Source organism: Acinetobacter sp. X9 (genome assembly GCF_054889255.1).
Genome location: NZ_CM142679.1, coordinates 1,356,171 through 1,368,934, shown reverse-complemented (window position 1 = coordinate 1,368,934; position 12,764 = coordinate 1,356,171). Strand labels below are relative to the sequence as shown.

Here is a 12,764-nt window from a genome sequence, read left to right as displayed (position 1 = left end):
ATAATTGAGAAGTCTAAATTTAAGGATTAGCGTTCTCAATCATGCGACACTTTAATCGCTATCCCATATTTAATTAGGGAATGGGACTCTTCACCGAGGTTGTAAAATGAGACAAACGATTTTAGCTGTATTGTCTTTATCAACGCTTGCCGCACTTTTGACTGGGTGTGGTGGTGATATGGTACTTCTAAACTCTAAAGGTCCAGTTGGTCAAGGTCAAAGTGACCTTATGATGACTGCGATCTATTTAATGTTACTTGTGGTGATTCCTTCAATCATCATGGCATTATGGTTTGGTTGGAAATATCGCGCGTCAAATAAAGATGCAGACTATAAACCTACATGGGCACACTCAACTGCAATTGAAGTTGTAGTATGGGGTATCCCTGTCATTATTATTGGTATTTTAGCTTGGTTAACTTGGTGGGGTTCCCACAAGTATGACCCATACCGTCCTTTAGAATCAGATAAAGCACCTTTAACTATTCAAGTTATTGCTGAACAGTTTAAGTGGATCTTTATTTATCCTGAACAAAACATTGCAACAGTTAACGAAGTACGTTTCCCTGAAAAAACTCCGTTAAGCTTTAAAATCACTTCTAACTTTACAATGAACTCATTCTTCATTCCACAGTTAGGCGGCCAGATTTATGCAATGGCAGGTATGCAAACTCACCTTCATTTGTTAGCAAATGAAACTGGTGTATATCGTGGTTTCTCTTCTAACTACTCAGGTTACGGTTTCTCTCAAATGCGTTTCAAGGCGCATAGTGTTACAGAGCAACAATTCAACGAATGGGTAGCAGCGGTTAAAGCAGGTAATGGTTCAACCATTAACCCAGAAGCAGTTCAAAAAACTACGCTTGACCAAGCTGAATTGGCAACCTTACGTGATGGTAACCGTTCTAAGCATCAGATCGAGCATTTAGTAAATCGTGCTAAAGCTGCTGGTGATGAAAAAGCAGTTGCTGAAGCTGAAGCTATGAAACCGTTCCCGACTAAGCCACACCCTGTGACTTATTACTCTACTGTTGAGCCTAAATTGTTTGAAACAATTATCAACCACTATATGAGTAACTATCATGGTGTTGACCACTCTGCTGAACACGCAACAGCTGACACTCATGCTGCAGCTGAACACGCTGCTCAAGGGGAATAAGACATGGATATGATTTTTGGTAAACTGGGTTGGGACTCTATCCCGACAGAGCCAATCGTACTTGTCACCATGGTCCTTATGGCAATTGGTGCAATTGCAGTGCTTGGCGGTATCACCTATTTCAAAAAATGGGGATATTTGTGGAATGAGTGGTTTATTACGGTAGACCATAAAAAGATTGGTATCATGTATATCATCGTATCTGTTGTCATGCTTCTGCGTGGTTTCGCCGATGCGATCATGATGCGTTTACAACTTTTCCTCGCTAAAGGCGGCGGCGAAGGTTATCTACATCCTGACCACTACGACCAGATCTTCACCGCACACGGTGTAATCATGATCTTCTTCGTAGCAATGGGTCTCGTTGTTGGTATGATGAACATCTCTGTACCTTTACAGATTGGTGCTCGTGATGTTGCTTTCCCATTATTGAACTCTTTAAGCTTCTGGTTATTCGCTGGTGCTGCTGGTTTGATGATGCTTTCACTTGTATTAGGTGAATTTGCTGCGACTGGTTGGATGGCTTACCCTCCTCTATCTGGCATTCAATATTCTCCTGGTGTAGGTGTCGACTACTATATCTGGGCACTTCAGGTTTCTGGTCTAGGTACGCTTTTATCTGGTGTTAACTTCTTTGTTACCATCATCAAAATGCGTGCGCCTGGCATGAAGTTAATGGACATGCCTATTTTCACGTGGACTTCACTTTGTACGGCTGTATTAATCATTGCATCATTCCCTGTATTAACAGGTACTCTTGCAATGCTTACACTTGACCGTTACTTCGGTTTCCATTTCTTCACAAATGAGCTTGGCGGTAGCCCAATGCTTTATGTGAACTTGATCTGGACATGGGGTCACCCTGAAGTATATATCTTGGTATTACCAGCATTTGGTCTATACTCAGAAATCGTTGCAACCTTCTCGCGTAAAGCGTTGTTCGGTTACAAGTCTATGGTGTATGCAACTATCGCGATTACTGTTCTTGCGTTTGTTGTATGGCTTCACCACTTCTTCACCATGGGTGCTGGTGCGAACGTTAACGCGTTCTTCGGTATCATGACCATGGTTATTGCGATTCCTACTGGTGTGAAAATCTTCTCTTGGTTATTCACCATGTATAAAGGTCGCATCACCTTTACTACTCCAATGTTATGGACGCTTGGCTTCCTTGTAACATTCGGTATCGGTGGTTTAACTGGTGTACTTATGGCTGTTCCACCTGCGGACTTCTTGGTACACAACTCACTATTCTTGATCGCTCACTTCCATAACGTAATTATCGGTGGTGTGGTGTTTGGTATGTTTGCCGGCATCATTTACTACTGGCCAAAAATGTTTGGTTGGAAGCTCAACGAAGCGTGGGGTAAAGCTGCGTTCTGGTTCTGGTTCTTCGGTTTCTATTTTGCATTCATGCCACTTTATATCCTTGGTTTCATGGGTATGACTCGTCGTCTGAATACATATGACAACCCTGAATGGGATCCGTACCTTGCAATTGCATTATTTGGTGCTGTTCTTGTTGCGATTGGTATTGCATGTTTCTTAATGCAAATCATCGTTGGCTTCTTACAACGTAAAGACAACATGGACCTTACTGGCGACCCATGGGATGCTCGTACGCTTGAATGGGCAACCTCTTCTCCTGCCCCATTCTATAACTTTGCGCATGAACCAGATGCAAGCGGTATCGACCGTTTCTGGACTGACAAAGAAAATGGTGTAGCATACGCACGTAACACTAAATATGAAGACATCCACATGCCGACCGATCGTGCTGCTGGTTTTGTCATTGCAATGTTCATTACTCTTCTTGGCTTTGCACTCATCTGGCATATTTGGTGGCTCGTTGTTGTTTCATTCGTTGCAGCTGTTGTTAGCTTGATCGTAAGCTCATTCACTAAGAATGTTGACTACTACGTTCCTGCTGCTGAAGTTGAGCGTATTGAAAACGAACGCTATGCTTTACTTGAAAAACACTTGAAGAAGGACTAAGGAAATGGCTGAAGTACTTCATCACGACAACCACGGCCATGACGGTCATCATGAACATGATGATACTGATTTAACGGTTTTTGGTTTCTGGACATACTTGATGAGTGACTTGATTCTTTTCGGATCACTCTTCATTGCGTTCGCTGTATTAAGCAGCCATGTGCCACCAGGAACTCCAAGTGCATATGACCTATTCCATGACTCATTAGGCTTCGTGTTAACTGAAACATTTGCCTTATTGATTTCATCGGTAACGTTTGGTTTTGCTGTACTTGCATCTTATAAAAAGAATGTAAATCAAGTTATCACTTGGTTATTTATTACATTCCTTTTTGGTGCATCGTTCATTGGAATGGAAGTCTATGAGTTCCATCACCTTGTACATGAAGGCCACGGTCCAACTCACAGTGCATTCTTATCATCGTTCTTTACTTTGGTTGGTACACACGGTATCCACGTAACTTCTGGTTTAGTGTGGATGCTTGTATTAATGTATCAAATCAAGACTAAAGGTTTGACTTTACCGAATACACGTCGTCTTGCTTGCTTAAGCTTGTTCTGGCACTTCCTTGACATCGTTTGGATCTGTGTATTCAGCGTCGTTTACTTACTGGGAGTTCTCTAATGAGTAGTCATGAGCATAATGCTGCTGGTGCGTCACACGGTAACTTTAAGCAATACACTGTTGGATTTATCCTTTCTGTTATCCTCACCATCATTCCTTTCGGAATGGTGATGGCGGGTGGTTTCAGTCGTGGTCTTTTAGTTACAGTGATTGCAATCACTGCGGTTGCTCAGGTTCTTGTACAACTTGTGTACTTCTTACACATGAATACATCATCTGAACAACGTTGGAATATGATTGCATTCATCTACACAATCCTATGTATCGCCGTGCTTTTAATCGGTTCTGTGTGGATTATGAATTACCTTCACTACAATATGATGATCTAAACTGATTGTCATGTTGAAAAAATATCTATTCCTGACTAAACCAGGAATTCTCTTCGGTAATTTCATTACCACCTTGGGCGGCTTTTTCTTAGCCGCCCAAGGCTCTATAGACATCTCATTATTACTTCTCACCTTACTTGGAACAACTTTAGTTGTGGCCTCTGGTTGCGTGGTTAATAATGTTATAGATCAAGATATTGATACAAAGATGCAGCGCACACAAAACCGTGCACTTGTAAAAAAAACAATCTCTCCTATTGTTGCGCTGATATATGCATTAGTGCTTGGGGTAATTGGTTTTAGCATTTTATGGTTTGGTGTAAATGGTTACGCATTTTTGTTTGCAATGATTGGTTTTATTGTCTATGTCGGTTTTTATAGCTTGTGGACCAAACGCACCTCAATCCATCAAACCGTCATTGGTAGTATCTCCGGGGCGAGCCCTCCTGTTATTGGTTATACAGCAGTAACTCATCAATTTGATGTGGCAGCCTTGCTTTTGTTTTTAGCATACGCTTTATGGCAAATGCCTCACTCTTGGGCAATTGCAATTTATCGTTTTGATGATTACAAAAATGCGGGAATTCCAATTTTGCCTGTAGCACGTTCTATTTATCGTACGAAAATTGAATGTGTAATCTATATCCTATTATTTGCAGCTGTTTTGAATGGGTTATATTGTTTTGGCTATACCAATGTATTCTTTTTAATTACCTTTAATGCTCTGACTGCATATTGGTTATATTTATCAGTTATTGGATTTAAAGCCGAAAATGATCAATTGTGGGCTAAACGTTTTTTCCTGTACTCGGTCATATTAATTACCCTGTTAAGTTTAAGCTTTAGCTTTACCTATCAATCCCCTGCTCCAAATCTTCCTCTCTTTTAAACAAGAGAGGATTTCCTCTTTATAGTAAAGAAGTTTTACTTTTCTGATCAAAAGATTTGTTTTTAGTCGAACTTTTACCTATAATTCAGCCTTCGCAAATTTTGCGGCATAACTTATTAAGTTATGACTCCTTGCTTCTAATTTTTTATTAGGGGCTGTTTAAACCGTAAGGAGCTGACAATGCGTCATTACGAAATCGTACTTTTGGTACACCCAGACCAAAGCGATCAAGTTGTAGGTATGGTTGAACGCTATATCTCTCAGATCAAAGAAGCTGAAGGTCAAATTCACCGTTTAGAAGATTGGGGCCGTCGTCAATTGGCTTACCCAATTAACAAAATTCACAAAGCGCACTACATTCTTATGAATGTTGAATGTGGTCAAACTACGCTTGATGAGTTAGAAGAATTATTCCGTTATAACGACGCGATCATTCGTAACCTTATCATCCGTCGTGAACACGCAATCACTGAAGAGTCATTGCTTGCTAAGAGTGCTGAAGAAAAGCGTGCGCGTAAAGCTCAACGCGAAGAAGCACAGCAAGTTGCTCAAGAAGCTGAATAAGGAGAACATCAATGGCACGTTTTTACCGTCGTCGCAAGTTCTGCCGCTTTACAGCTGAGAATGTTGCGTACATCGACTACAAAGATATCGACACTTTAAAACAGTACATCACTGAAAACGGCAAGATTGTTCCTAGCCGTATCACTGGTACTAAAGCTCGTTATCAACGTCAATTAGCACTTGCTATCAAACAAGCTCGCTATTTGTCTTTGATTCCGTACACTGACAACCATAAGTGAGGTGATCTGTGGACGTTATCTTATTACAACGCATTAAGAACCTTGGTAAATTAGGCGATAAAGTATCAGTTAAAGCTGGTTACGGCCGTAACTTCCTTATCCCTCAAGGTAAAGCAGTTGCAGCTACTGAAGCTAACACTGCTGCTTTTGAAGCTCGTCGTGCTGAACTTGAGAAGCAAGAAGCTGAAGTTTTAGCTGCTGCTCAAGCACGTGCTGAACAATTGAACGAAGTTAACATCGTTATCACTGCTAAAGCTGGTGACGAAGGTAAACTGTTCGGTTCTATCGGTACTCGTGACATCGCTGACGCATTAACGAATGCTGGTCTTACAGTTGACCGTGCAGAAGTTCGTTTACCAAATGGCGCGCTTCGTCACACTGGTGAATTCAACATCGCAATCCAATTGCACCATGATGTTGTTGCAGAAGTTCTCGTTACTATCGTATCTGAGTAATTTCTCATCAAAAAAAGAGCATGCTTTTGCATGCTCTTTTTTTATGTTTCAAATTTTAAAATAAGATATATTAATTCCTGATCAGTTCTTTAGTTTAATTGGTTTTTTAATTAGGTAGTTTATTTAATTTTGTTTTAAGATAGTTCTCGGCTTTAGAGCCTCGTTGTGTACACTCTTCTTTATCATCAGGTCTAATTATGTCTCAGGCGAATGCCACTTCTTTAGCGCTTTCATCTCCAACAGAAAATAAAACGAGTGAATCAAGCCAACTTAAAGAGTTTCGCACTCCCCCGCACAACTTAGCCATTGAGCAAGCTGTTCTGGCTGCTTTGATGACAGTTGCTGAATCTTTTGAGCAAGTCAACGATGTACTAAAAGAAAATGATTTTTACGCGACTCGTCATAAATATATTTTTCGTGCAATCGAGAAATTAGCACAAGAAAACTCACCTTATGATGCTGTCTTAGTAAGTGACTGGCTCTTAAAACAAAATTTACTTGATGCTATCGGTGGCGAAGAATATTTAATGCAGCTTATGGCTGACTCACCTTCAAGTTTCTATAACTTAGAAACTTATGCTACGAAAATTAAAGAATTTTCTACCCTACGTAGCATGATTAAAGTTAGTACTGAAATTTTACAAAATGCTTATGACACAAAAGGTCGCGGTGTTAGTGAAATTTTAGACTTGGCTGAAACAAGTATTTTCTCTTTAGCTGAACAGCACAATAATAATAAAAAAGATGCTGGTCCTAAATCTATTAGTTCTGTTACCGCAGACGTAATTAGTAAGCTTGATGAGCTTTCAAAATTAGATGGCAATATTACAGGTTTAACGACTGGCTTCTTAGAACTTGATAATAAAACATCTGGTATGCAACCTGGTGACTTAATTATTGTTGCTGCACGTCCATCGATGGGTAAAACTACATTTGCCATGAATTTGGTTGAGAGTGTTTTGCAATATAACAAGTTACCTGCTCTTGTCTTTTCAATGGAGATGCCAGCGGACTCGATTGCGATGCGTCTTATTTCCGCAATGGGTAAAGTCCATCAAGGACATTTACGCTCTGGTAACCTCGATGCAGATGAATGGACCAAAGTAACTGGCACAATTTTGCAGCTTCAACAAATGCATTTGTATATTGATGACTCATCTGCCCTACCTCCAACTGAACTTCGTGCCCGTGCTCGCCGAGTAGCCAAAATGCATGATGGTAAAATTGGTTGCATCATGGTCGATTACTTGCAGCTCATGAAAGTTCCAGGCATGGGTGATAACCGTGTAGGCGAGATTTCAGAAATTTCGCGTAGCTTAAAAGCGTTAGCGAAAGAAATGCAATGCCCTGTTATCGCACTTTCTCAGCTTAACCGAAGTCTGGAAAACCGTCCAAATAAACGTCCTGTAATGTCCGACTTACGTGAATCCGGTGCGATCGAGCAGGATGCCGACTTAATTATGTTTATTTACCGTGATGAGGTTTATAACAAAGAGTCAAAAGAAGCCGGCACTGCAGAAATTATTATTGGTAAGCAGCGTAACGGTCCAATTGGTTCAGTTCGTCTTGCTTTTGAAGGTCAATATACTCGATTTAGTAATCTCTCTCCTGAGTATTACAGCCAATATGATGATGAAGAATAAGCTCTATCTCTAGCCCAAAGGAGTAAATGAGGGTGCGCCAAGCAACAGTTTATATTGACCGCAATGCACTTCAATATAACTTAAACCGTGTCAAACAACTCGCAACAAATTCAAAAATTGTAAGTATGGTAAAAGCTAATGCTTATGGACATGGAATCAAAGACTGTTTAGCAGCCTTAAATGCATCAGATGCCTTTGGTGTCGCCTGCCTACAAGAAGGTTTGGAAATTCGTGAACTCGGATTTCAGCAGCCTGTTACTTTAATTGAAGGGGTATTTTCTGAAGATGAAATGCCAATTGCAATTAAACAAAAATTTGAATGTGTCATTCACCATCAACAACAGTTTGAATGGTTGATTAAACACAAACAAGCGTACATCAACCAAGGTTTAAAAGTCTGGGTTAAGCTTAACAGCGGCATGAATCGTCTAGGTTTTAAAAATCCAGAAATTATTGAAGTTATTAAAACTTTAAAATCTGAAGGATTTACTTGTGTACTTGCGATGCATTTCGCAAATGCAGATGTAGACCATCCACTTAACGAGCAACAAAAACAACAATTTCTACAAGTTAAACAAGCTTGTGATCCAGTTTTAGCTTCTTGCTGTAACTCAGCTGCCATTTATAAATGGCCAGAGTTACATTTTGATTATGTTCGTCCGGGTATCATGCTTTACGGCGCCTCACCTTTTGCAGATCAAACAGTCTATGATCTTGACTTAAAACCAGTGATGACTTTCTCAGCAGAAGTGATTGCACTTAATCATATTCAAACTAATGAACATGTCGGTTACGGCTCTACTTTTTGCGCCAAGCAAGCAATGGATATCGCGATTGTTTCTATAGGTTACGGTGATGGTTATCCACGAGCTTATGTTAAACAAAACTATGTCGCTATTGATAAACATCTCTGTGCAGTTGTAGGAAAAGTGAGCATGGATATGATTGCAATCGACGTGACAGGCATGCAAGTAAAATTAGGCACTCCAGTTGAACTCTGGGGTCCACATCGCTTAGTTGATGATGTTGCGGATGCAAACGGAACGATAGGATATGAATTACTCTGTCGCTTAAGTAATCGCCCCACTCGTAAAAGCAGTTAAATAATAAATATAAAAAAAAATCCAAGCATGCTTGGATTTTTTTATTTAAACACGCAAAATTTATCGCCAGTAATCATCTGTAGGCTTTGGCATTTCCTGTAATCCCCGACGAAGAGTATCTGACCATTGTTTACTAATCTGTGAGAAATAAGGATCATCTTCAGTAATTCGTTTTCCCATGGGAATAACAAAGCTATCTTTAATGTAGACCAATGCATCAAGTGGTAAGCCAACAGAAACATTTGAACGCAAAGTTGAATCAAAAGAAATCAGGCTACAACGTAATGCATCGTCTAGTGGCATTGCATAATATAAAGCTCGATCCAGAATAGGCTTTCCATATTTACTTTCACCTATTTGAAAATAAGGTGTATCTGTAGTTGCACAAATAAAATTGCCTTGTGGATAGACATTATAGAGTTGCATATCCCCACCTTTAATCTGCCCACCTACCAAAATACTACAGGCATAATTCATTTGTTCTTGGGTGTCCGAACTAATATCCTCTAAAACAGTTTTTAAGGTTTTACCAATCAGTTCAGCCGCCTCAAACATCGTATTAACACTATATAGGTTAGGCTCTTGCTGCAAAGTAAGGGCATTTTGTAAATGACCTATAACAGCTTGCGTTGTTGCTAAGTTACCTGCAGTTTGCAAGGCAATAAAACGTTCTCCGGTAACGCCGAAAGTATGCAGTTTTCGGAACACAGAAATATGGTCAACTCCTGCATTGGTTCTTGTGTCACTAATAAACACCAAACCTTGTTCCAATCTTAACGCACAACAATAGGTCATTTCATTCTCTTTACATTCAACATGCCAACACTTGAACCACAGACATCATGTTCTCAACTCCACCTTGCTCTCTTACGCCACGAATAGGTGCCACATCGAGATAGTCACGTCCTACTGCAAGGTAGATGTGATGTTTGGGTGTAAACAACTGATTGCTTACATCAAAACAATACCACTGATTTTCTAAAAATACCTCCGCCCAAGCGTGACTGGCCAGGTGCGGATAGTTTTGATCAAATAGATAACCAGAGACATAACGTGCAGGTAATTGTAGCGCACGACACATCGCAATTAAAATGTGAGCATGATCTTGGCATACACCTTGACCTGCATGAAATGCTTCGATCGCAGTTGTCTGAACCGAAGTACTTTCAGGCTGATACAGTATTTTTTGCAAGATATATTCGCTTAATAACGCAATATGCTGTCGGTCCTTGACCACTACAATATTTTTGGCAAAGTCCAACATTTCCGAATCACATCGAGTTGCACCTGTCATCTGCAAAAACAAATTTGTAGGTGTAGAGAGATCTACACAACCTAGTTCTACATTTTGAAGCTCAACAATTCCTTGGGCCATAAATGTAAGATGTTGGTATGGATAACGCTGACTAGCCGTCATCCATACATTGTTAAATATATCTCTCTTTATTGTTTTATCACCCGGCACGCTAATTGCCCAATTCATAACATGTTGGTGAGGCGATGTTTGAGGCATCATTTTAATATACTGAATGCTGTTCCGAGCAGTTTCAGTATAGCTATAATGCGTTTGATGATTAACCATCAATTTCATAATCAGCCCTCAAACATATTTTCCAACTGCTGTGTAAAAGTATAATAAGCGTCCCACGTAAGTTGCTGCTTTAGTGCTTGCCAATTTTCATTTATATTTTCCCAATTCAAATTAGCGAGCTGTTGCACCACAGTATCTAGCTCTGATATGAGAACAGATAAATCTTCACCAAAACGCAGTTCTATATCAAATTGCTCTATTTTTTGGCCTAAATGCAAAAATAAACGGACATCTTCATGTTCCGCTTCTAGTATTTGTGTGCATTGTTCGACTGCTTTACTCAATGCATCAGGTTGAGCTTGAAGCCTATTAATCACATTATTTAATTCTGCATAAGCATGTGATGACAAAATACCTCTTAGTTCCTGAATATTATCTTTAGCAATAATGAGCTGGTTCAGTAATGAAAATGTTTGCTTCTTGTCTAACATATAGTGATTTAGTAATTCAGCATTTTCTATGACCAAACCAAATGCTGCTGCAAATCTGGTTGCTTTCTCATCTTCTGTAAAGGGTAAATGAGAGGCTGCAAACTTAACTCGCATCAAATATCGACCCAACCAATATATTTGATGCGCACTCGAATTGAGTAAAACCATAAAGTTCCTCTTTAACCCACAATCAGGAATGTAATGTTTCAACAACCCATGTATCTTTTATACCGCCACCTTGAGACGAATTTACAACTAAAGAACCCGCCTGCATGGCCACACGTGTTAAGCCTCCAGGCACAATCTCTGTACGATAAGGTGAACTCAATACAAATGGACGCAAGTCAATATGACGTTCCGCTACTCCGCCTGTTGTTAAAGTTGGAGCGACAGATAAAGCCAAGGTAGGCTGTGCAATATACATATGAGGCATCGCAATCAATTTTTTTCTAAACTCATCAATTTCGCATGAGCTTGCTTTAGGTCCAATCAACATACCGTATCCGCCCGAACCTTGTGCTTCCTTAACGACTAATTGATCAAGATTAGAGAGTACGTAATCTAAGTGTTCTTCTTTACGGCACTGATAAGTGGGTACATTTTTTAGAATTGGTGTTTCATCTAAATAATATTGAATCATTTGATCTACATAAGGATAGATTGATTTATCATCAGCCACGCCTGTTCCAGGTGCATTTGCAATCACGACATTTTTTTGTAAATAAGCAGACATAAGACCTGCTACACCTAAAGCACTGTCTGGTCGAAATGCTAAAGGATCTAGAAAGTCATCATCTAAACGGCGGTAAATTACGTCTACTTTTTGACGCCCACGGATAGTTTTGACAAATACTTGATCATTTTCTACAAATAAATCCCGATTTGTAACTAATGGCACATCCATTTCACGCGCTAGAAAAGCGTGCTCATAATAAGCACTGTTAAAACGCCCTGGTGTTAGCACCACAATAAAGGGTTGATCTGCAGAAGAATTTTCTTGCAATATTTCTTTTAAAAGTTTTGGATAATGCTCAATCCCCTGTAAATTATTAGCTGTACATAGCTCAGGCATTAATTTCTGGCTAATATTTCGGCTCTCAATCATATAAGACACCCCAGAAGGTGTTCTCAAATTATCTTCTAATACAAAAAACTCCCCTTCACCATCACGGATAATATCGATCCCACTAATTTGTGAATAAATTTTTCCTTTTAAAGAATGTTTAAGCATATGGGGTTGGAAAGCATCATTTCCCATAATTTGTTCTTCGGGAATGATTTGTTCTTTTAAAATATGCTGTCCATGATAAATATCATCTAGGAAATAATTTAACGCTTTAACACGCTGTGCACAGCCTAAGGCAATTTTTTCCCATTGTTTTTTCTCGATAACTCTTGGAATTAAATCAAAAGGAATAGTGCGCTCCGTTCCTTCTTTATCACCATAAACATTAAAAGTAATCCCATGATAAAGAAAATGCTGTTTCGCTTGGGTATTTAACTCCTTTAACTCATCTAAAGTACGGATGCTCAACCATTGTTCAATTTTTTTAGAAGCTGCACCATTTGACGTTACATCATCAAGCATCTCATTAAAGAACTGTGATTTGAGTTGCTCAAAGAGATTGGTTTGCACAGAAATATGTTCTAAAAAAGAGGTTGGGTTAATAAGTGCTGTTGTTGTCTGCTCTTGTATAAAAAAATCATTATCTAGATGTAATTCATGCTCTTGTTCTGACAT

Annotated in this window: 14 protein-coding genes; 10 read left to right on the top strand and 4 right to left on the bottom strand. The window is 39.5% G+C overall.

The features are described from left to right. Window positions 1-106: 106 nt before the first annotated feature. The 10 genes from cyoA to alr all read left to right on the top strand — a co-directional run bounded on the left by cyoA (window position 107) and on the right by alr (window position 9,001). Complete coding sequence (cyoA, locus tag ACYU0V_RS06510) at window positions 107-1,159, top strand: ubiquinol oxidase subunit II (RefSeq protein WP_002119579.1); 1,053 nt, start codon at window positions 107-109, stop codon at window positions 1,157-1,159. Between the two features lie 3 nt (window positions 1,160-1,162). Next, window positions 1,163-3,154 carry a cytochrome o ubiquinol oxidase subunit I gene (cyoB, locus tag ACYU0V_RS06505; protein WP_005068497.1) on the top strand — a complete coding sequence of 664 codons (1,992 nt, stop codon included), beginning with the start codon at window positions 1,163-1,165 and terminating at the stop codon, window positions 3,152-3,154. A gap of 4 nt (window positions 3,155-3,158) precedes the next feature. Further along, window positions 3,159-3,779 carry a cytochrome o ubiquinol oxidase subunit III gene (cyoC, locus tag ACYU0V_RS06500; protein WP_086265908.1) on the top strand — a complete coding sequence of 207 codons (621 nt, stop codon included), beginning with the start codon at window positions 3,159-3,161 and terminating at the stop codon, window positions 3,777-3,779. Continuing rightward, complete coding sequence (locus ACYU0V_RS06495) at window positions 3,779-4,108, top strand: cytochrome o ubiquinol oxidase subunit IV (protein ID WP_000094534.1); 330 nt, start codon at window positions 3,779-3,781, stop codon at window positions 4,106-4,108. The genes cyoC and ACYU0V_RS06495 overlap by 1 nt, the downstream gene beginning before the upstream one ends. Before the next feature lie 10 nt (window positions 4,109-4,118). Next, window positions 4,119-4,997, top strand: coding sequence for a heme o synthase (gene cyoE, locus ACYU0V_RS06490; RefSeq protein WP_262441611.1), 879 nt, complete (start codon window positions 4,119-4,121; stop codon window positions 4,995-4,997). Between the two features lie 180 nt (window positions 4,998-5,177). Continuing rightward, window positions 5,178-5,561 (top strand): 30S ribosomal protein S6, encoded by a 384-nt coding sequence (gene rpsF / locus ACYU0V_RS06485; RefSeq protein WP_002119610.1) that lies wholly within the window; start codon window positions 5,178-5,180, stop codon window positions 5,559-5,561. Between the two features lie 11 nt (window positions 5,562-5,572). Then, window positions 5,573-5,800: a 30S ribosomal protein S18 gene (gene rpsR, locus ACYU0V_RS06480; RefSeq protein ID WP_000090661.1), complete on the top strand. Its 228-nt coding sequence runs from the start codon at window positions 5,573-5,575 to the stop codon at window positions 5,798-5,800. A gap of 8 nt (window positions 5,801-5,808) precedes the next feature. After that, window positions 5,809-6,255: a 50S ribosomal protein L9 gene (gene rplI, locus ACYU0V_RS06475; RefSeq protein ID WP_000382591.1), complete on the top strand. Its 447-nt coding sequence runs from the start codon at window positions 5,809-5,811 to the stop codon at window positions 6,253-6,255. Window positions 6,256-6,452: 197 nt separating this feature from the next. Beyond that, on the top strand, window positions 6,453-7,898 hold the full coding sequence (gene dnaB / locus ACYU0V_RS06470; RefSeq protein WP_086265906.1) for a replicative DNA helicase: 1,446 nt from the start codon (window positions 6,453-6,455) through the stop codon (window positions 7,896-7,898). A gap of 32 nt (window positions 7,899-7,930) precedes the next feature. Continuing rightward, entirely contained in the window at window positions 7,931-9,001 is a 1,071-nt protein-coding gene (gene alr / locus ACYU0V_RS06465) for an alanine racemase (protein ID WP_262441610.1), read from the top strand. Between the two features lie 60 nt (window positions 9,002-9,061). On the opposite strand, the gene ACYU0V_RS06460 is transcribed toward alr, so the two are convergent. The 4 genes from ACYU0V_RS06460 to ACYU0V_RS06445 are packed head-to-tail and all read right to left on the bottom strand — an operon-like array spanning window position 9,062 to window position 12,764. Beyond that, entirely contained in the window at window positions 9,062-9,796 is a 735-nt protein-coding gene (locus tag ACYU0V_RS06460; RefSeq protein ID WP_002119721.1) for a proteasome-type protease, read from the bottom strand. A 16-nt stretch (window positions 9,797-9,812) separates the two neighbouring features. Then, the gene (locus ACYU0V_RS06455) at window positions 9,813-10,592 is read right to left on the bottom strand and encodes a transglutaminase family protein (protein WP_046811955.1); all 780 of its coding nucleotides are present in this window, start codon (window positions 10,590-10,592) and stop codon (window positions 9,813-9,815) included. Window positions 10,593-10,594: 2 nt separating this feature from the next. After that, complete coding sequence (locus tag ACYU0V_RS06450; protein ID WP_461849465.1) at window positions 10,595-11,191, bottom strand: alpha-E domain-containing protein; 597 nt, start codon at window positions 11,189-11,191, stop codon at window positions 10,595-10,597. A gap of 22 nt (window positions 11,192-11,213) precedes the next feature. Further along, window positions 11,214-12,764 carry a circularly permuted type 2 ATP-grasp protein gene (locus tag ACYU0V_RS06445; RefSeq protein ID WP_407587656.1) on the bottom strand — a complete coding sequence of 517 codons (1,551 nt, stop codon included), beginning with the start codon at window positions 12,762-12,764 and terminating at the stop codon, window positions 11,214-11,216.